This is a genomic window from Citrobacter sp. Cb028 (assembly GCF_030336705.1).
Classification (GTDB): domain Bacteria; phylum Pseudomonadota; class Gammaproteobacteria; order Enterobacterales; family Enterobacteriaceae; genus Citrobacter; species Citrobacter braakii.
The window spans coordinates 573,286-594,363 of the sequence record NZ_JAOWCZ010000035.1; the positions used below are offsets into that span (position 1 = coordinate 573,286).

At 54.7% G+C, this 21,078-nt stretch carries 14 protein-coding genes; 5 read left to right on the forward strand and 9 right to left on the reverse strand.

Annotated elements, in window-relative coordinates:
- Position 1: 1 nt before the first annotated feature.
- The 7 genes from OGV75_RS21535 to OGV75_RS21565 all read right to left on the reverse strand — a co-directional run bounded on the left by OGV75_RS21535 (position 2) and on the right by OGV75_RS21565 (position 11,445).
- On the reverse strand, positions 2 to 334 hold the full coding sequence (locus tag OGV75_RS21535) for a YegP family protein (RefSeq protein WP_019077150.1): 333 nt from the start codon (positions 332 to 334) through the stop codon (positions 2 to 4).
- Between the two features lie 135 nt (positions 335 to 469).
- Positions 470 to 1,192, reverse strand: coding sequence for an envelope stress response regulator BaeR (gene baeR, locus OGV75_RS21540; RefSeq protein WP_019077149.1), 723 nt, complete (start codon positions 1,190 to 1,192; stop codon positions 470 to 472).
- Positions 1,189 to 2,592, reverse strand: a complete 1,404-nt coding sequence (gene baeS, locus OGV75_RS21545) for an envelope stress sensor histidine kinase BaeS (protein WP_016153606.1) — start codon at positions 2,590 to 2,592, stop codon at positions 1,189 to 1,191. Before baeS ends, baeR begins: the two co-directional genes overlap by 4 nt.
- Positions 2,592 to 4,004 carry an MFS transporter gene (locus tag OGV75_RS21550; protein WP_016153605.1) on the reverse strand — a complete coding sequence of 471 codons (1,413 nt, stop codon included), beginning with the start codon at positions 4,002 to 4,004 and terminating at the stop codon, positions 2,592 to 2,594. The genes baeS and OGV75_RS21550 overlap by 1 nt, the downstream gene beginning before the upstream one ends.
- Entirely contained in the window at positions 4,001 to 7,075 is a 3,075-nt protein-coding gene (gene mdtC / locus OGV75_RS21555) for a multidrug efflux RND transporter permease subunit MdtC (RefSeq protein WP_016156934.1), read from the reverse strand. The genes OGV75_RS21550 and mdtC overlap by 4 nt, the downstream gene beginning before the upstream one ends.
- Entirely contained in the window at positions 7,076 to 10,198 is a 3,123-nt protein-coding gene (locus OGV75_RS21560) for an MdtB/MuxB family multidrug efflux RND transporter permease subunit (RefSeq protein WP_286481175.1), read from the reverse strand.
- Positions 10,198 to 11,445, reverse strand: coding sequence for an MdtA/MuxA family multidrug efflux RND transporter periplasmic adaptor subunit (locus OGV75_RS21565; RefSeq protein ID WP_181547382.1), 1,248 nt, complete (start codon positions 11,443 to 11,445; stop codon positions 10,198 to 10,200). Before OGV75_RS21565 ends, OGV75_RS21560 begins: the two co-directional genes overlap by 1 nt.
- Before the next feature lie 279 nt (positions 11,446 to 11,724).
- Between OGV75_RS21565 and OGV75_RS21570 the strand changes: the two genes are divergently transcribed.
- On the forward strand, positions 11,725 to 11,784 hold the full coding sequence (locus OGV75_RS21570) for a type I toxin-antitoxin system Ibs family toxin (RefSeq protein WP_109017525.1): 60 nt from the start codon (positions 11,725 to 11,727) through the stop codon (positions 11,782 to 11,784).
- Between the two features lie 99 nt (positions 11,785 to 11,883).
- On the opposite strand, the gene yegD is transcribed toward OGV75_RS21570, so the two are convergent.
- Positions 11,884 to 13,236: a molecular chaperone gene (yegD, locus tag OGV75_RS21575; protein ID WP_046275425.1), complete on the reverse strand. Its 1,353-nt coding sequence runs from the start codon at positions 13,234 to 13,236 to the stop codon at positions 11,884 to 11,886.
- 136 nt (positions 13,237 to 13,372) lie between these two features.
- Between yegD and alkA the strand changes: the two genes are divergently transcribed.
- On the forward strand, positions 13,373 to 14,242 hold the full coding sequence (gene alkA / locus OGV75_RS21580) for a DNA-3-methyladenine glycosylase 2 (RefSeq protein ID WP_286481178.1): 870 nt from the start codon (positions 13,373 to 13,375) through the stop codon (positions 14,240 to 14,242).
- Here alkA and OGV75_RS21585 read toward each other — a convergent pair.
- Positions 14,210 to 17,539, reverse strand: a complete 3,330-nt coding sequence (locus OGV75_RS21585) for a diguanylate cyclase (RefSeq protein WP_155574507.1) — start codon at positions 17,537 to 17,539, stop codon at positions 14,210 to 14,212. The two genes, alkA and OGV75_RS21585, sit on opposite strands and share 33 nt — an antisense overlap.
- 315 nt (positions 17,540 to 17,854) lie before the next feature.
- Here OGV75_RS21585 and udk point away from each other — a divergent pair, with 315 nt between their 5' ends.
- The 3 genes from udk (at position 17,855) to asmA (ending at position 21,045) form a co-directional block, all read left to right on the forward strand.
- Positions 17,855 to 18,496 carry a uridine kinase gene (gene udk, locus OGV75_RS21590; protein WP_003036776.1) on the forward strand — a complete coding sequence of 214 codons (642 nt, stop codon included), beginning with the start codon at positions 17,855 to 17,857 and terminating at the stop codon, positions 18,494 to 18,496.
- 91 nt (positions 18,497 to 18,587) lie between these two features.
- The gene (dcd, locus tag OGV75_RS21595) at positions 18,588 to 19,169 is read left to right on the forward strand and encodes a dCTP deaminase (RefSeq protein WP_016153598.1); all 582 of its coding nucleotides are present in this window, start codon (positions 18,588 to 18,590) and stop codon (positions 19,167 to 19,169) included.
- 25 nt (positions 19,170 to 19,194) lie between these two features.
- Positions 19,195 to 21,045 (forward strand): outer membrane assembly protein AsmA, encoded by a 1,851-nt coding sequence (asmA, locus tag OGV75_RS21600; protein ID WP_181547386.1) that lies wholly within the window; start codon positions 19,195 to 19,197, stop codon positions 21,043 to 21,045.
- Positions 21,046 to 21,078 lie beyond the last annotated feature (33 nt).

Genomic DNA, 21,078 nt, shown 5'->3' on the forward strand with positions numbered 1-21,078 from the left:
ATCAGGTTTTATCTTTTATCGTCTGAGTTACACCATTGGTCTTAACTGAAGCAATACCGGTCTCGCGCGACTGTTCATTCGCATACAGTTGACTGCTACCAATAATCTGGTGGTTTGCTGCTTTCAGATTGAAATGCAATTTGCCATTAGCTGCCGTTTTTTTCTCGTAACGCTCGGCCAGAGGGCTGTTAGCCTGGACAGATGCGATCCCTTTTTCTGCCGCCCCTTTTGTCGTGTAAAGCTCACTGGTAAGGATAGTTTCCCCGTTTCCAGCCTTAAGAACAAAGCGGTACTGATCATCGCTACTCTTGCTTAATTCAAACCAACCAGCCATATGAACTCCTTGATTAAAGTTTTATATCAAACAGTTATTGACGACAGTGTTGCCACAAAGAGTATGAGCGATATTTGGAGAGTTGCTAGTCAACAGGACTCCACGAAGCCGCGGAGTCCTGCAGGACGGGAGTGTTTACGCAATTCGACAGGCGTCGGCTTCCCAGCGATACCCTACGCCATAGACCGCGCGGATAAACGACTGCTCCGCATCCAGCGATTCCAGCTTGCGTCGCAGGTTCTTGATATGGCTGTCGATGGTTCGGTCGGTAACGACACGGTAATCGTCATAGAGATGATTGAGCAACTGTTCACGGGAGAACACTTTTCCCGGTTCATGCGACAACGTTTTGAGTAAGCGAAATTCAGCAGGCGTTAAGTCGAGCATTTTCCCACGCCAGGACGCCTGAAAACGACCTTCATCGACGATCAACGGGCTGTCAGCATCCATCTGTTGCAGTTCGCGCTGCGGCTTGCAACGGCGCAGAATCGTCTTCACGCGAGCAACAACTTCACGCGGGCTGTAGGGTTTGCAAATATAATCATCCGCACCGATCTCCAGCCCCAGCAGGCGATCAATTTCTTCTATCTTGGCGGTTACCATCATGATGGGGACTTCAGAGAATCGGCGGATTTCCCGGCACAGAGTCAGGCCGTCGGTACCAGGCAGCATCAGATCCAACAAGATCAGATCGGGCGGCGTCTGACGCACGTAAGGAAGAACCAGATCGCCGTGGCTGATGAGCGTAGGAGCGTAGCTTGCCGCGCGCAGATAGTCGATAAGCAGTTGCCCCAGCTTGGGCTCGTCTTCCACGATCAGAATACGCGGCGTGTTTTCATCAATGGGTAGCTCAGTCATACATCTCTCTGTAAATCGCGTTCCAGCGGTAATGTTACTGTAATGCTCACCCCGCCAAAAGGCGAATGGGCGGCGCGGATCAGACCATTATGCGCCTGTACGATATTGACGCAAATTGCCAGCCCCAGCCCGGAACCACCGCTGGCACGGTTACGCGAGCCTTCGGTGCGATAAAATCGTTCAAACAGCTTCTGTAACTGGTCGTCACTTACGCCGGGAGCGGAATCAGCGAAGGTTAATAAAACCATACGCTCGCGTTGTTCGGCGCTGATGTGCAGCCCACCGCCGCTGTCGGTGTAGCGCAGACTGTTTTCCAGCAGATTGTTGAACAACTGCATCAGACGATCCCTGTCGCCAAATACCGTCATGCTGTCCGGGAGTGAAAGTTGTATCGTCAGTCCACGGCTGGCAAAGCGTTCACGAAATGCGCCACTTGCCACTTCCAACAGCGGGATGAGATCCAGCGATGTTTTCTGGTAGGCCAGCGCGCCTTCATCGGACATGGAGAGCTGATGCAGATCGTCCACCAGCTTGGTGAGCGTACCCACTTCAGCTTGCAAAGAGGCAACGGAGTCAGGGGTGAACTGGCGTACGCCATCCTGAATGGCCTCCAGTTCACCGCGCAACACCGCTAACGGCGTACGCAGTTCGTGAGAAATATCGGCCATAAAGTCACGACGCATCTGCTGGTTTTTTTCCAGCGTACTGGCAAGCTGGTTGAAGTCCTGCGCCAGCTTGCCCAGCTCATCCGTACTGGTCGGCGCAACGCGAGTGGTGAAATCGCCAGCCGCCAGTTTGTGCGTGCCTTCCACTAACCGCTTGACCGGGGCCAGCAGGCTGCGCGCCAGCGTAAACGTTGCCAGCGCAGCCAGGATCGTGGAAAGCGCGACGATGAGCCAACTGGAACGTCTTTGCTGCATGTCGAAATTGATATCCGTATTGCGCGTTAAGCGTTCCACGGGAGAGGCAATCACGGCACCGACTTCGCTACCGTTGACGCGGATCGGATGGCGCATACCGTCACGGGGGACCGGAGCACGCGGACCGACCAGCACGCGGGCATTTTGGTCGACAACCCAAAACTGCGTACGCCAGCCGTGCGGCGGCATGCCGGGGCCGGGTTTATCATCGTCGTTGTCGTGTTCAAAAGAGCGCAGGATCTGAAAAACAAACCGATCGTTATTGCGTAAGAATCGCCAGTTGCCGTGCTGTTCATACTGTTCGCTTAATGCGTCGCTGAGCATTTGCAGCCGCTGTTCGTTACCGTGCTTGATATAGTCAATAAAACCGCGTTCGAAGCTTATGCGTACGGCCCAGTGCATGCTGATCAGCAATACGATGCAGGTGGCGAAAATCGCCAGAAACAGTTTGCCGGTGATACCGGGCCGCCAGAACTTCATCAGGTGCTCCTTTTGCGCCGTGAAATCACCGCGTTGGTTTGCGTGTCGTTCGGCACGCGGGCAAAAATAATGGCGGGCAGCGCGATAATGAATGCGATGCACAGCCAGGTATACATAAAGACGGTATGCGTACTTCCGCTGTCGATGACGCTATGCTGCTGACCGAACATACCTAGCAGCAGTCCCGCGATGGTCACCCCGATACTCATCGACAGCTGCATGATCATTGACAGCAGGCTGTTACCACTGCTGGCGAGATCGTCAGGCAGGTCTTTTAACGTCAGGGTGTTCATGGATGAAAAGCGCGTTGAGTTGACCATTCCCTGTAAGAACAGTACGAAGGGCAGGGCGTAATACCAGCCGAGCAGCGCGGTGGTCATCAGCAGCAGACTGACTAGCGACAGGCCAAGCGTTGTAGCGACCAGTACGCGACGGTAGCCAAAGCGGTTAACGACCTGCACCACGATGCGCTTCATGCCCATACTGCCGAGCACCATCGGGATCATCATCAGCCCGGCATGAAAGGGGGAAAAACCGAGGCCTATTTGTAAAAACACCGGCGTCATAAACGGCAGCATACCGCTACCGATGCGTCCGGCAAAACTGCCGAAAAGACCCAGCGAGAAGGTCGGTGTGCGAAACAGATTCAGGCTGAACAGCGCGCGTGGATTACGATGGGCGTGTTTCAGATACAGCGCAATAGCCAGCACTCCGCAGATAACCAACGCTGCCAGCGAGATACTGGAGATGCCGGTTCCTTTACTGCCATCAAGCGCCAGCGTCAGTACCGCCATGCCGACTGCCAGCATCGCAAATCCGGAGAGATCGAAGCGTCGGGTTTGCATGGTGTAGTTGGGCATCAGCATTAACGTCGCTATCGCGCCGACAATGCCAACCGGAATGTTAATCAAAAATATCCAGTGCCAGGAGGCGTACTCAACCAGAATACCGCCTAATGCCGGTCCCAGTAGCGGGCCAATCTGACCGGGCAATGTGACAAACGTCATCGCCGCCATATATTGCTCACGTGGAACGATTTTCATCACCGTTAGCCTGCCGACCGGCACCATCATCGCACCGCCAACGCCTTGTAAGACGCGCGCCATCACCAGCTCGTTGAGTGTGCTGGACCCGGCGCAAAACAGCGAGCCAAGCGTAAACAGGATGATGGCGGTGAAGAAGATATTACGCACGCCAACTTTGTCCGCCAGCCATCCGCTGGCGGGCAGCATCACGGCAACGGTTAAAACATATGACACAATGACCATATGCATGTGTAACGGGCTTTCCCCGAGGCTTGCCGCCATCGAGGGAAGCGCAGTATTCACGATGGTGGTATCCAGCGACTGCATAAAAAAGCCGAATGCCACAATCCAAAGTTGCCAGCGGGTGCTGTCGGGAAGTTCTGTCATAACTCTGCTACCGGTTTGCTGTTTTTACGCGAAAAACGCAGACGGTCGAAAAAGAGATAGACCACGGGCGTGGTGTACAGCGTCAGGAGTTGACTCACGACCAGCCCGCCGACAATGGTTATCCCCAAAGGTTGACGTAGTTCGGAGCCATCCCCGGCGGATAACACCAGCGGCAGCGCGCCAAACAACGCCGCCAGCGTGGTCATCATGATTGGGCGAAAGCGCAGCAGGCAGGCCTGGAAAATGGCTTCTTCTGGCTGCAGCTTGCCATTTCTCTGCGCTTCCAGCGCAAAATCGACCATCATGATGGCATTTTTCTTCACAATGCCAATTAATAGCATTATCCCTATCAGGGCGATTAGGCTGAACGGGGCATTGAACAGCTCCAGCGCCAGCAAAGCCCCGACGCCAGCTGAAGGTAGCGTGGAGAGAATGGTCAGGGGATGGACATAGCTTTCATACAGCATCCCCAGAACGATGTAGACTGTGGCAATGGCGGCGATAATCAGGATCACCTGTGAGTTCATGGTGTCCTGAAATACCTGTGCCGTGCCGGCAAAGCTACCGCGAACCGTGGAGGGGACGCCGAGCTGGGTCATGGTTCTGTTGATAGCCTCTGTCGCCTCTGACAGTGAAGAACCTGTTGGCAGGTTAAACGACACGGTTGAGGCAGCGGACAAGCCCTGATGGTTTACCGACAGCGGGGCATTCGCCGGTTGCCATTTGGCAAAGTACGATAGCGGGATTGCCTTACCGTCATTGTTGATGACGAACATTTTATCCAGCGCGCTGATGTCCTGGGTGTAACGTCGATCGACCTCCATCACCACTTTGTACTGGTTCATCGGTTGATAAATAGTTGAAATTTGCCGTTGTCCAAAAGCGTTGTTCAACAGGCTGTTAGCGGCTGCAACGTCGATCCCCAGACGAGACATGGTGTCGCGATCGTAGACCAGGTTCATTTCCGCGCCATTGTCCTGCTGATCTGAGTTGACATCCGCCAGTTGGGGCAGGGCGGCAAGCGCTTTACGGATCTTCGGTTCCCACTCGCGCAGCGCCGCCAGATCGTCGGAAAGCAATGTGTATTGATAGCTGGCATTGGCCTGGCGGCCGCCGACGCGAATATCCTGCACCGCCATCAGAAACAGATTCGCGCCAGGCTCTTTTGCAAGCGCGACGCGCAGGCGGTCGATCACCTGCTGAGCGGTTTCACCGCGCTCATCGCGTGGCTTGAGGGTGATAAACATCATCCCGCTGTTAACCCGGGAACCGCCGGTAAAACCGGTGACGTTATTCACCGCCGGGTCGTCGCGGATGATCTTCATAAAGTCCTGCAGTTTGCCGCGCATCGCCTGGAAAGAGATGCTCTGGTCGGCCTGAATCCCCCCCATCAACACGCCCGTATCCTGCTCCGGGAAGAAGGTTTTGGGGATGGAAATATAAAGCCAGATATTCAGCGCAATGGTGCCAAGTAACACCACGCCTACCAGTCGCGTATGGCGCAGCACCCATTTAAGCGAAGTGCCGTAACTCTGTTGCAGTGCCACCAGCACACGACCAAAACCTCGTTTACGAGACTGTTCACGCGGGGCGCTGGATTTGAGCATCCAGCCACACATCATTGGCGTTAATGTCAGCGACACCAGCAGCGAGATACCGATAGCAACTGACAGCGTGACGGCAAATTCGCGCAGCAAGCGCCCAGGCAATCCGCCCATTAATAGCAGCGGGAGGAACACCGCTACCAGCGACAGGCTCATTGAGAGCACCGTGAATCCCACTTCGCGCGTACCCTGTAGCGCCGCCTGCAGTGGCTTCATTCCCGCTTCCAGGTGGCGGGCAATATTTTCCAGCACCACGATCGCGTCATCAACGACAAATCCCGTGGCAATGGTCAACGCCATTAATGACAGGTTGTTCAGGCTGAACCCGCACAGATACATGGCGGCAAAGGTACCGATCAGCGAGACCGGAACCGCTACCGCAGGGATCAGGGTCGCGCGCCCGGAGCGCAGGAAAACAAAGACCACCAGAATAACCAGCGCAACGGAGATAATCAGCGTCTGTTCGACTTCCTCCAGCGAGGCGCGAATGGTCGGTGAACGGTCCTGGGCAATTTGCAGATCGATGGCGGCCGGTACCAGCGTTTGTAACTCCGGTAATTTGGCCCGAATGCTGTCTACCGTCTGAATAATATTGGCTTCTGGCAGCTTGCGGATCATCAGCAGGATAGCCGGTTTTGCGTTGGTCATCCCCGCGTTACGTACGTCCTGCACCGAGTCGCTCACAGACGCAACATCGCCCAGCCGCACCGCAGCGCCGTTATTGTAGTGGATGATAATCGGCTGGTACTCGGCGGCGGTTTTCAGCTCATCGTTGGTTTGTACCTGCCAGCGGTGGGTATCATTCTCGATAGCTCCCTGCGGCTTACGCACATTGGCGTTAGCAATCGCGCTACGCACGTCGTCCAGCGACACGCCCTGATTAAACAGCGCTTGCGGATTAAGCCCTACGCGCACGGCAGGCAGAGAGCTGCCCCCAACGTCGACGTCACCCACGCCGTCGATTTGCGCGATGGTCTGTGCTAATTGGGTTGATGCGAAATCGTACAGTTCACCCTGCGAGTAAGTGTCCGACGTGAGCGTCAGGATCATGATTGGCGCATCGGAAGGGTTGGCTTTGCGGTACGTGGGGCGGCTTGGCATACCGCTGGGTAGCAGGCTTTGCGCTGCGTTAATCGCGGCCTGAACATCCCGCGCCGCACCATTGATGTCACGGTCGAATTTGAATTCAAGAATAATGCGCGTACTGCCAAGGGAACTGCTCGAGGTCATTTCGTTCACGCCCGCGATGCGCCCCAGTGAGCGCTCCAGCGGGGTGGCTACCGAAGACGCCATCGTTTCAGGGGAAGCGCCCGGTAATGATGCGCTGACCATGATCACCGGGAAATCCACCTGCGGCAGCGGAGCTACCGGCAGCAGACGAAAGCCCAGTATCCCGCACAGGGTGATGGCCACCGAAATGAGAATGGTCGCCACCGGACGATGAATGAAAAGCGCGAAAAATTTCATCTACGCTTCCTCTTCCTGACGCGGGAAGCGGCTTTTCACGTACAGCGACAGACGGTCAAACAGCAGATAAATCACCGGGGTGGTAAACAGGGTTAATACCTGGCTTACCAGCAGACCGCCGACCATACCAATTCCTAATGGACGACGTAATTCGGCCCCCACGCCGGTACTTAACATCAGCGGCAACGCGCCGAGCAGTGCCGCCAGCGTAGTCATCAGAATCGGGCGAAAACGCAGCAGACAGGCCTGGAAAATAGCGTCGCGTGGGGTCATGCCCTGTTCGCGCTCCGCGGCAAGGGCGAAGTCGATCATCATGATGGCGTTTTTCTTGACGATACCGATAAGCAAAATAATGCCGATAATCGCGATGACGTCCAGTTCACTGCCGGCAATCATTAACGCCAGGAGGGCGCCGACGCCCGCCGTGGGTAGCGTGGAGAGAATGGTAATCGGGTGAATAAAGCTCTCATACAGCACGCCGAGGACGATATACATCGCGACAACCGCAGCCACAATCAACCAGATGGTATTACCCAGTGCGGCCTGGAAAGCGAGCGTACTGCCCTGGAACTGGGTGGTAATATTTGCTGGCAGATTGAGCGTTTTTTCGGCATCCAGAATTGCCTGCACCGCATCGCCCAGCGAATGACCGTCCGGTACGTTGAACGAGATGGTGGTGACCGGGAACTGATCGAGGTGGTTAATCGACAGCGGAGCGAAACGCTGTTCAATGCTGGCGATTGCGCTGAGCGGAACCTCGCCGCCGTCGCTGCTGGTCAGACGGATAGTGTCCAGTGCAGCAAGCCCCGGCGTACTATTGGTGTCATGTTCCAACACGACGCGATACTGGTTGGCCTGGGTGTAGATGGTTGAAATCAGTCGCTGGCCGAAGGCGTTGTACAGGGCGTTATCGACATCCGCCATGCTGATGCCTAAACGGCTGGCGCTATCGCGATTGACGTTCACATACGCCACCAGCCCTTTGTCCTGCCAGTCGCTACTGACATCGGACAGTTGCGGTAGCTGGTGAAGTTTTTCTAACAGCTGTGGAACCCAGGTGCTGAGGGCGTCAAGGGACGTTGCTTGCAGCGTAAACTGATATTGCGTCCGGCTGACCTGGGTATCAATCGTCAGGTCCTGGGTGGGCTGAAGATAGAGATCAACGCCGGGTACTCTGTCAACCGCGTCCTGTAGGCGTGCGATCACTTTCTGCACGCGATCGTCGCGATCGTCCAGCGGCTTAAGGTTGATTTGCAGACGCGCGCTGTTCAATGCCGGATTAGTACCATCCACGCCGACAAAAGCTGTCAGGCTCTCGACCGCCGGATCTTGAAGGATGACATCGGAAACCTGGCGCTGGCGCTGGGCCATGCTGGCAAATGAACTGGACTGCGGCGCCTGCAGCGTACCCTGGATGATGCCGTTGTCCTGGATTGGGAAGAACCCTTTGGGGATAAAGACCCATAACATAACGCTCAGTGCCAGCGTGCCGAACGCCACGCCCAGCGTGAGCCACGGATGGTTCAGCACTTTTGCCAGCCAGTGACCGTACCCGGCAATGACGCGATCGAACATACGCTCCGAGGCGCGGGAGAAGCGGTTTTGCTTACGCAACGAGGCCTGATTAAGCATGCGCGCGCACATCATCGGCGTGAGGGTGAGCGAGACGACGGCGGAAATCAGAATTGCCACGGCCAGCGTAACGGCAAACTCGCGGAATAATCGGCCAACGATATCACCCATAAACAACAGCGGGATCAGCACGGCAATTAGCGAAAATGTCAGAGAGATGATGGTAAAACCAATCTCACCAGCCCCCTTCAGGGCGGCAGTCAGCGGTTTTTCGCCTTTTTCGATATAGCGAGAAATATTCTCGATAACCACGATAGCGTCATCCACTACGAATCCTGTCGCGATGGTTAGCGCCATTAGGGTCAGGTTATTGATGGAGAAATCAAGAAATACCATCACCGCGAAGGTGCCGATGAGCGACAGCGGAACGGCGACCGCAGGAATAATCGTCGCCGGAATATTGCGCAGGAACAGGTAGATGATCATCACCACCAGCGCAATCGCCAGCATTAGCTCAAACTGGGTGTCTGCAACGGACGCACGAATATTGGTCGTACGATCCGAAAGCACGCTGACCTTAACTGATTTGGGCAGGCTTTCGGTGAGCTGCGGCAGCATTTGACGGATACTGTCTGCCGTGGAGATGATGTTCGCCCCAGGCTGGCGCTGAACATTCATTACAATGGCTTGTTGCTTATTGGCCCATGCACCCAGCCAGCTATTTTCTGCCCCTTGTTCGACGGTGGCGACATCGCCCAGACGAACCGGCGCACCGTTTTTATAGGCCACGATGAGCTGGCGATATTCGTCTGCGGACTGCATCTGGTCGTTGGCGGAAAGGGTGACAGCACGCGTTGGGCCATCAAGACTCCCTTTTGCCGAATTGACGTTAGCCCCGGTAATGGCTGTACGGATGGTTTCGCTGGTCAGACCGAGTGCGGCAATAGCCTGTGCGTTAAGCTTCACGCGGACCGCCGGTCGTTGCCCGCCGGAAAGTGTTACCAGACCGACACCGGAAACCTGAGAGATTTTCTGCGCGACGCGGGTTTCGACCATATCTTCCACCTGCGTCATCGGCATGGCGCTGGACGTGACCGCCAGCGTCATGATCGGTGGATCTGCCGGGTTTACCTTGCTGTAGACCGGCGGATTGGGCAGATCGCCCGGTAATAAATTGGTGGCGGCGTTAATCGCAGCCTGAACTTCCTGCTCGGCAACATCCAGCGGGAGTGTCAGTTGAAACTGCAACGTGACGACCGATGCGCCGCCGGAACTTTGCGAGGACATCTGTTTTAAGCCGGACATCTGTCCGAACTGACGCTCAAGCGGCGCGGTTACCGCCGAGGTCATGACGTCCGGGCTGGCGCCCGGGTACAGCGTAACGACCTGAATCGTGGGGTAATCGACTTCCGGTAAGGCGGCGATCGGCAGGAAACGATAACCGATAATACCGGCAAGCAAAATCGCGACCATCAGCAGCGTGGTGGCGACAGGTCGCAGAATAAACAGGCGTGATGGCCCGCCTGTGTTGTGCGGAGGTAACACCTGCATCAGGAGTTAGCTCCTTTTTTGCCGTATCCGCGGGGCGCAGTTTTCTCATCCTGAGCAGAGGCGTCATGCGCCTCTACGACTTCTACTTTTGCGCCTTCCGTCAGGCGGTCAATACCGTCGGTTACGACCCGATCGCCTGCGGACAACCCGGCGGCGATCACTACTTTTTGGCTATCCTGAATACCTGGTTTAACCAGATGTTTGCTCACTTTATTCTCGCTGTTCAGCACCCAGACAAAATGGCCCTCATTGCCCATCTGCAGGGCGGCCGTTGGGATCACCACGGCATTTTGTTCCGTGTCGACCAGCATGCGGGCGTTAACGAACTGGTTAGGGAATAAAGCATCATCCTGATTGTTAAAACGGGCTTTAACTTTGATGGTTCCGGTCGTGGCATCAATCTGATTGTCGAGACTGAGCAGGACGCCTTCGCTCAGTTTTTGCGAATTGGTTCGGTCCCAGGCTTCGACCTTTAACGGAGACCCCGATTTTTGCGCCCGCAACACGGTGGCAATGTCGTTTTCAGGCAAGGTGAATATCAGGTCGATAGGATGGGTTTGCGTAATGACGACGATTCCGGTGGTATCGCCGCTGGAAATTTGGTTACCGACGTCGACCTGCTTCAGACCGACACGCCCCTCTACAGGCGCGGTTATCCGGCTCCAGTCAAGCTGCAATTGGGCGCTGGCGACGCTGGCTTCATCGGCTTTGATTGTCCCTAACGTTTCATTTACCAGCGCCTGCTGGGCATCCAGCTCCTGGCGGGAGACCAGATTAGTTTTCACCAACTGTTGATAGCGGGCAAGGTCGCGACGGGCATTTGCCAGCGTGGCTTTATCTTTTGCCAGTTGGCCCTGCGCCTGAGCCAGAGCAACTTTGAACTGGCTGGGATCTATCTCTGCCAGCAGGTCGCCGGCTTTTACCTGCTGTCCTTCCTCGAAGTGTAAGGCAATGAGCTGACCATCCACCCGGCTACGTACCGTGGCGGTATTTGCGGCAGTAATGGTACCCAGTCCTGTCAGGTAACGCGGAACGGCTTCCATGGCGGCGGTGGCAGCCTGAACGGGAGCCAACGGCCCGGAGCGCATTCCACGCCGTCCCGAACCTGGCGTGTGCTGCGCTGGTTTGGTAGCGCCCGGTGCGTTTTCCTGGGCGTCGTTACGGCTTTGCCAGAACCAGATGGCGGCGACGGTGGCCACAACGATCGCGATTGCTATCACCCAGCGGGATTTTTTACTGCCTTTCATTGTTATAAGTTTCTCATCCTGAAACGATTCGCGGAATGATACTAGTTTAGCCAGCGAACAAGGGAGAAAAATGGAGGAATTATGAAACACTGTCGGGATTCGTCTGAATGCTAATGCGGCTTTGCGAAGCGTTACGCAACAATCGGTGGTGAAGATAGCGAATACGTGATTGTGCGTTAGCGTGCTGATAAGGCAAAAAGGAGGAGAGCCAGAGATTTCAGCGGGACGCTGGAACGGGAAAGGCCCTCCCGAGGAAGGGGCCAAAATAAGGAAAGGGTTATGATGAAGCAGGTCATCATACTGGTGATACTCTTAGTGATTAGCTTACCGGCTTACTAAGACACCAGGGGGTGGGGAAGCCCTCCCTAACCCTCACTCCTGAAAATAAGCCACAGCAATGGTGATGTCAATACGCGTACTTTTCAGCATGCGAGCCGCTTAGCGGAAAACAACGTCAGCCCAGCGGGCCAGTCCGGCAGTAACGGAACCGAAATCATCGCCCCCCGCGATCGGAATCCCGGGAAGTTGCTGGGCGAGGGCTTTTTTAATCAGCGGCGAACGCGCGCTACCGCCGGTCAGGTAAATCACGTCCGGTTTTTCCTGCGCGTTTTCCAGCGCCAGTTGAACCTGCTCCAGAATGCGCGCCAGGGGCTGATTGAGCGCAGCTTCCAGCCCGTGTTGACTGATATCGGTTGCCAGCGTGTCGCTGATAAACGGTATCGCCGCCGTCACAATGGTCTGATCGGAAAGCGCGATTTTGCTCTCTTCTGCGCTACGCACCAGGCGATAGCTCAGACGCTCGCGCCAGACTTTAAGCAGTAGGGCGACTTTATCGGCTTCTTTCGCGTCGCGGACAAGATCGTTGAGCAAGCGACCGTTGGCGCTACTGTAGAAGTCACTTTGCGCGGGAACATCGTTGATCGCGACCGCGTTCCACCAGGGCAGAATAGGTAAGGCGATCCCTTTTTCCGTTTCTCCCCCCATACCGAGCAGCGGCATCAGATGTTTAAACGCCAGAGCAATATCCAGATCGTTCCCGCCAACGCGGCAGCCGCTGTGCCCCAGCAGGCTGTTTTCGCGATCGGCGCGCTGGTGCCATTGCGGCCCCATCAGCAGCAGTGAACAGTCGGTTGTACCCCCGCCAATATCCACCACCAGCACGCGTTTTTCTTCCTGCAGCGTGGCTTCGTAATCCAGACCAGCCGCTACCGGCTCGTACTGGAAGACGACATCCTGAAAACCGGCGCGTTTAGCCGCACGTTCAAGAATACCCTGCGCCTGGGCGTTGGCGTCATCGCCCCCTAACCCCTGGAAGTTGATGGGACGACCAATAACGGCCTGGGTGATGGCTTCCGGCAACTGATTTTGTGCCTGGTTGCGTATGTGCAGCATCATCGCGCAGACCAGATCTTCAAACAGCGCAACCTGCTGCGGCTTCAGACCGCTGGCACCCAAAAATGATTTTGGCGATTTAACGAAATACACCTCTTCCGGGTCTTCAATATATTGACCCAGCGATGCCAGACCGAACTGCACGCTGTTGGCGTTAACGTCGATGTCTTCTTCGCGGTTATAGCGCATCGCGCGGCGAAGCAGCGCCTGCGTTTCGTCGTCCGTGGTTGGGATGTCGTGATGGCGATACAGCCACTCGCTGACCGCTTCGCGCGTTGGCGCGCACAGCATTGAAGGCAGAAGCGTGCTGTTATTTTCCATTTTGAGCAGGTGAGGCTGCCCGTCACGCATAACGGCCACTGAACAGTTTGCCGTACCGTAGTCAAAACCAATAAACACCGTAAAAATCCCCATGCCAGTGAAGAAGGGGCGTGACTTTAACGAAATGTTGACGCTCCGACAACTGGAATATGAAAGCAAGGCGCATCGATTGAATACCGTTTATGCTGTAGGTTTGCATAAAAAGGAAAACTGAATGTTCACGCTGAGCTGGCAACCGCCTTATGACTGGCCCTGGATGCTGGGATTTCTTGCCGCCCGTGCGGTTGACGGTGTCGAAACGGTGGAGGAACTGAGTTATACCAGAAGCCTGTCCGTAGGGGAGCATCGGGGTCTGGTGCGCGTCGTACCGGATTTGCACGCCAATGTGCTACACGTGACGTTAAGTTCGGGATTACAACCCGCCGCCCCCGAGTGCCTGGCGAAAATAACCCGTTTGTTTGATCTTACTTGTTGCCCGCAGCAAATTGTCAGCGCGCTGGGAAGCCTTGGTGCGGCGCGTCCGGGACTGCGCCTGCCGGGATGTGTCGATGCTTTTGAGCAAGGGGTACGGGCGATTTTAGGGCAGTTAGTCAGCGTGGCTATGGCGGCAAAACTGACGGCGAAAGTCGCCCATGCTTATGGCGACACGCTGGAGGATGCCCCAGGGTATGTTTCTTTTCCCACGCCTGAAGCGCTTGCTGACGCCGAACCGCTGCACCTGAAAACGTTAGGGATGCCGCTCAAACGCGCTGAAGCGTTGATTCACCTGGCGCGTGCAACGCTTGAAGGAACGCTTGCGACAGTAGCGCCTGACGATATTGAGCAAGGCGTTAAGCAACTACAAACGTTTCCCGGAATAGGGCGCTGGACCGCCAACTATTTTGCGCTGCGTGGTTGGCAGGCGAAGGATGTTTTTTTGCCGGATGATTATCTGATTAAACAGCGTTTTCCCGGCATGACGCCAGCCCAGATCCGGCGGTATGCAGAGCGTTGGAAACCCTGGCGCTCCTATGCACTCTTGCATATCTGGTACACGGATGGCTGGCAGCCGTCAGTTGATGGCGAAATTACTGGTATTCAGTAGCAGATCCAGCGGTTGGGCGTTGGCAATAATGTCGCCATAAATCATGTCAATACCGATGCCAGAAAGCGCATCCATGATAAGCGGCAACTGCACCGGACCGGCGATGCTTTTAATGTCCAGACGCTGGGCATGGCCCTGGATAATGGACACCCACATCTCGTCAATCAGGTCTCCGTGAGCGCTGGCGCTTAGCTCGCTGTCAAGCAACAGGTAATCGACAATGCGGTATTTCAGATTGTCAAAAAGCTCTAAATCACGACCGACCTGACTTAACACAATTCGACAACCGAACTGACGTAGCCGATGCAGGGCGGATATCGCCTGCGTTGGATTCGTTTTGATGACGCTGGCCGGAACGGTCAGGTGCAGCAGCCGCGGCGGTAACGGACTATGTTGCAATTGTTCCAGCAGCTCATCAACAAGTTCTGAATTGAGCAGCCCGGCGGCGGAAAGGGGGAGCGCAACACTGAGGCCCTTGCTGGCGACTGCCGGGGCCGCATTCTGGAAGAATTCGCTGAATACCCGACGGTCGAGCGCTTGATTCAATGTGGGATCGACCAGCCCGGTACGGAATGTCTGCTCTTCAATCACTTCGCCTTCAGCGGTCCCTAAGCGTAGCGATATAAGCCAGAAGCTAAACGTCTCAGGTATACGTGGAGAAGCCACGCCTCTGGCGATCATCAGCATCGGGCTGTGCGTAATGGTATGCTTTTGTTCGTCCAATGACAGTTGGCTACGCGCGGCATGCGCCTGGCTTTGCTGGGGTTCATAGACGCAGACACGCCCACGTCCGCTGTTTTTCGCCGCGTAGCAGGCGATATCCGCCTGAGACATGACGTCAGTCGCGATATGGTTTTTGTCATCAATCAGCGTAATTCCCGCACTGGCGCCAATGCGGTGCAAGCGGCCATCCCACATGAAGTGGTAATCGTTAATAGCACTGATGATGCGACCTGAGATGAAGCGGGCGCTTTCGATATTACAATCCGGCAGCAACAGACCAAACTCGTCGCCGCCAAGGCGCGCCAGCATATCGCTGGACCGCAGCATGCTTAGCATCAGTGAAGAGAGTTCGCGCAGCAGGGCATCGCCTGCAGCATGACCTGCGCTATCGTTCACCGCTTTAAAACGATCAAGATCGATAAAAACCAGCACATGACTCTGGTGCGCGTCGTGCACCGTATGCAGCAACTGTTTGAGATGGTTTTCAAAGCTGACCCGATTGGCCAACTGCGTCAGGTCGTCATGCGAAGCGCTGTAGCTAAGCTGGCGTAACATCTTACGTGACTCGGTGACATCCTGAATGACCAACACCGAGCCAATGCTGCCGCCATCAAGGGTGCTGAGGGGCGTGATACTGTACTGAATGTCATAACTGTTGCCGTTGCGACAATGCAGGACGACTTCTTGTTCCATTGCCTTACGTGACATGTCGGCACTGTAGATATTTTCCATCAGCGGACCGTTATCGCCGAAAGTAATACGCAGTACTGTCAGGAGCGGAATGCCAATTGCGTTTTCCTGCTGCCAGCCGCTCATTTTCTCAGCGACCGGATTCATAAAGGTCACATTCATGTCGACATCAATACAAATCACCGCCTCGCCGATGGAGTCGAGTGTAATATGCAAACGCTCTTTTTCTTGGAACAGCGCTTCGTTGAGCTGCTTCACCTCGGTCATATCCATATTGATGCCAAGTAAGCGTTCAACTTCACCGTCTTTATTCAGTACCCGGTTGGCCAATGAGCGGATATGCCGTATGCCACCTTTTACCGCGATACGAAACTCAAGCTTAAACGGGGCTCGTGCGGCCAGCGAATCGCGAATCACATTTTCGGCGTGTTCGCGATCTTCAGGTACAACGCATTCATACCAGACTTGCCAGCTGGGCTTGATATGTGCCGGGACTTCGTAGAGATCGAACATACGCTTATCCCAACTGATCACATCAGGCTGCAGTTCCCATTCCCAAATGCCGATCCCCCCGGCTTCATTAGCGAGCGTAATGCGCTCCATCAGCCGTTTGTTCATCCACTCGGTGTGCTTCAGATCGTTAATATCCTCAATCTGCGCAATAAAGTAGAGTGGGGTGGTGTCGCTATGGCGCACCAGCGAAACGGCCAGCAAGGCCCATACCACCTCGCCTGCGCGCGTGTAATAGCGTTTCTCCATGGAATAGCTGTTAATTTCCCCGCGCGCCAGCATGTTTAACTGTTCGAGGTCATTGTTCAAATCTTCCGGCCAGGTTAATTGCTGGAAGGTGAGCGAACGTAGCTCCTCCTGGCTATAGCCCAGAAACTGGCACAAGGCTTTATTGGCCTGTAGCCATTGCCCCTCAGTCCCGACCAGCGCCATGCCAATTGCGGAATATTCCATAGCATTGCGAAAGCGCGCTTCGCTTTCTGAGATGTGCTTGCGTTCAGCCCGAAACGCGTACATCACCATGGTCATCATATTGGCTGGCAACAGGATCATCAAAAACGGCAGCCACGGTATGCTGGTCATCATGTTCTGTTTGGGGGTGTAGAGCAGCGAAGGGTCAGCGGCCAACATCAGCGAAACCATCATCACGGTGCTGAGGAAAATTAAAAACGCCTCCATACGCGGCAGACGGACAGCGCTCCACATCAACAGGACAATAACGCAGGTAAACGGCCATGGAATGAACATCATCGACAGCCAACTGAACGTTAACGTCACCAGAAGCGTAATCAGAGTTTCAAGCAGTAATCGCGGATTGCGGTGGCGCAGCAGATAATGTGGCTTAAACAGTAAACCTAATGGTACCAGCGCCAGCGCGCCGATGGATTCTGACAGCACCCAAATGAGGAAGGTATTTAACGACGTTTCTTGCGGTAATAATAACCAGAGTAATACGCCGCCCAGCAGCGGAGGGACCACTGCGCTGCCGAATGCCAGGCGCGCCCAGTCGTTGAGATTTTGTAAAGGATTGTACCAGGGCAGCAGTTTGCGCAATAACATTGCCCCCACGACAGCCTCAATAATGTTGATGGCCGTGTAGGTAAAGCTAAGCGACTCTCCGGGGAAGAAGAGCAAAGAACCCGCGATGTTACCCAATGAGCACGCCAGCGCGATCCCCGGCCACATTTTTCCCGCATGACGGTAAAAAGCCACCATCATGATTGAGGTCGGAAACCACAGCGGCGCCAGCTGCGCCCCGAAACGAGACAGTTCCAGCGAGAACAGCGTAAAGATGAAAGCCACCAGACCTAAACTGGCCAGGCGCAGTAGAGGATGAGGTAAGGTAACTAAAACATGTTGGGATTGTTTACTCATTACCACTCTACCCAAATAGCCGTTGTCGCCCAGTAGAGATGCCGGACGCATCACATTTAATCTGGGTTTATGCTAGTACAAATAATTTACAATTTATACGCCAGCTGCTCATAAATTAACACTCTCAAGCTATTAATTACTAAGGCTGGCGAATAAATGTAGCGCATGCTTTAAATATGACCGTTTTAATTTGCGACAGGGAAGGCATTGGTGCAGCCTGGGCTGGCGTCGCGCCGCTGAAATCCCTATAATTGCCGCGTTTGGCGTTTCGGCGCCGCCCTTCCTAACATCCAGGTTAATCAGGTCGCTAAATTTATGACTGATCAGTCCCATCAGTGCGTCATTATCGGCATTGCCGGCGCATCGGCTTCCGGCAAGAGTCTTATTGCCAGTACTCTTTATCGCGAATTGCGTGAACAAGTCGGTGACGAACATATTGGCGTTATTCCCGAAGACAGCTATTACAAAGATCAAAGCCATCTATCGATGGAAGAGCGTGTAAAAACCAACTACGACCATCCGAACGCGATGGATCACAGCCTGCTGTTCCAACATCTGCAAACGCTGAAACGCGGTAGTGCCATTGAGCTGCCGGTGTACAGCTACGTTGAGCACACGCGCACGCAAGACACTATTCATATCGAACCCAAGAAAGTCATCATCCTGGAAGGCATTTTGCTGCTGACGGATGCGCGTTTGCGTGATGAGATGAACTTCTCTATTTTTGTTGATACCCCGCTGGATATTTGCCTGATGCGCCGTATCAAGCGCGATGTGAACGAACGTGGTCGTTCAATGGATTCAGTGATGGCGCAATATCAGAAAACCGTCCGTCCGATGTTCCTGCAATTTATTGAGCCTTCAAAACAATACGCCGACATCATTGTGCCGCGCGGGGGTAAAAACCGCATCGCCATCGATATTCTGAAGGCTAAAATCAGTCAGTTCTTTGAATAAGTTCAGCGAATTGTGTACCGTTCAGTGATAACCTGGTTCACCCTTAATGCACCTGGCATTAAGGGGTTGAAGCACGAAAGGAGAAAGTGCCATGCGTTTATGTGACCGAGATATTGAAGCCTGGTTGGATCAAGGTCGTCTGTCGATCAATCCACGCCCTCCTGTCGAGCGAATCAACGGCGCCACGGTAGATGTGCGCCTTGGCAACAAATTCCGTACGTTCCGCGGGCATACGGCGGCGTATATCGATCTGAGCGGACCGAAAGATGAAGTCAGCGCCGCGCTGGATCGCGTGATGAGTGATGAAATCGTCCTCAAAGACGGCGAGGCATTTTTCCTGCATCCGGGCGAACTGGCGCTGGCAGTGACGTTCGAATCCGTGACGCTGCCTTCCGATCTTGTGGGTTGGTTAGATGGCCGCTCTTCGCTGGCGCGTCTGGGACTGATGGTACACGTCACCGCACACCGTATCGATCCGGGCTGGTCTGGCTGTATCGTACTGGAGTTTTACAACTCCGGAAAACTACCGCTGGCCCTGCGTCCTGGCATGCCGATTGGCGCATTAAGCTTCGAACCGCTTTCCGGTCCGGCGGCGCGACCTTACAACCGTCGTCAGGATGCAAAGTATCGCGATCAGCAGGGCGCCGTTGCCAGCCGGATCGATAAAGACTGAGTATTTTCAGTCCATTGGGGATAGCATGAGACGATTTCTGACGACGCTGATGATCCTACTGGTCGTGCTGGTGGCCGGTTTTTCTGCGTTAGTACTGTTGGTGAATCCGAATGATTTCCGCGCATATATGGTCAAGCAGGTTGCTGCGCGTAGCGGATATCAGCTGCAGTTGGATGGCCCTCTGCGTTGGCACGTATGGCCACAGCTGAGTATCCTCTCGGGGCGCATGGTGTTAACGGCTGAAGGCGCCAGCGAACCCCTGATTCGTGCCGACAATATGCGTCTTGACGTCGCGTTGTGGCCGCTGTTGAGTCACCAGCTCAGTGTGAAGCAGGTGATGCTCAAAGGCGCGGTGATTCAACTGACCCCGCAAACTGAAGCGGTGCGCGGCGAAGATGCGCCCGTTGCCCCAAAAGACAATACGTTGCCCGACCTGGCTGAAGACAGAGGATGGTCGTTTGATATTGCCCGCCTGCGTGTTGCCGATAGCGTTCTGGTATTCCAGCATGAAGACGATGAACAGATCACGGTTCGCGATATTCGTCTGGACATGGAACAGGATAATCAGCACCGCGGCACGTTTGATTTCTCCGGGCGCGTTAACCGCGATCAGCGTGACCTCGCATTATCCTTCAACGGCAGCGTTGATGCCTCCGACTATCCGCATAACTTATCCGCGAATATTGAGCAGCTAAGCTGGCAACTGCAGGGGGCCGATCTACCGACGCAGGGGATCAAAGGTCAGGGACAGTTTCAGGCGCAGTGGCTGGAAGAGAAAAAACAGCTCGCGTTTAGCCAGATTCATTTGACCGCTAACGACAGCTCTCTCGCCGGGCAAGCTCATGTGACATTGTTGGATAAACCAGAATGGGCCGTCGACCTGAAGTTTGGTCAGCTCAATCTGGACAATCTGCTCGTACAGCGTGAGGCTGTGACGACGAACGGTGAGGTTCAGCAAGGTCAGAGTCAGTCAACGCTGGCGCGCCCCGTTATTGCTTCTCAAGTTGATGCCGTTTCGTATCAGGGACTGAAGGGATTTTCGGCAGACATCGCTTTGCAAGCTGACAAAGTGCTGTGGCGGAAAATGGTGTTTGATAATGTCTCGGCAAAAATTGACAACCAGTTCGGCTTATTGAACGTTACGCAGTTGCAGGGGAAAAGTGACGGTGGGCTGGTGTCGCTTCCTGGTATGCTGGATGCCAGAAAAGGACAACCGCGAGCTGTCTTCCATCCGCGCCTGGAAGGCGTAGAAATTGGTACTATTCTGAAAGCCTTCAACTACCCCATCGCCCTCACCGGTAAGCTGTCACTGGCAGGGGATTTCTCTGGCTCAGATATTGATGCCCAGGCGTTTCGTCATAGCTGGCAAGGGCAGGCCCATGTCGAAATGAGCGATACGCGAATGGAAGGAATGAACTTCCAGCAGATGATACAACAGGCCGTCGAGCGTAACGGTGGGGATGTTAAAGCTCAGCAAAACCTGGATAACGTGACCCGGTTGGATCATTTTGTAACCGATATGACGCTGGATAACGGCGAGGTTACGCTGGATAACATGGCGGGTGAGTCGGCGATGCTGGCGCTGACCGGCAAGGGAACGCTGGATCTGGTGAAGCTGAATTGCGACACGCTGTTTAACATTCGCGTGCTGGGCGGCTGGGATGGCGAAAGTAAGCTGATTAACTTCCTGAAGGCTACCCCAGTTCCTCTCAGAGTCTACGGTCAGTGGCAGGCGCTAAACTACAGTCTGCAGGTCGACCAGATTTTGCGTAAGCATTTGCAGGATGAAGCGAAACGTCGCCTTAACGACTGGGCCGATCGCAATAAAGACTCCCGCAACGGTAAAGATGTTAAAAAGTTGCTGGATAAACTCTGATTCATATTGCCGGATGGCGGTTGATGCCGCCTC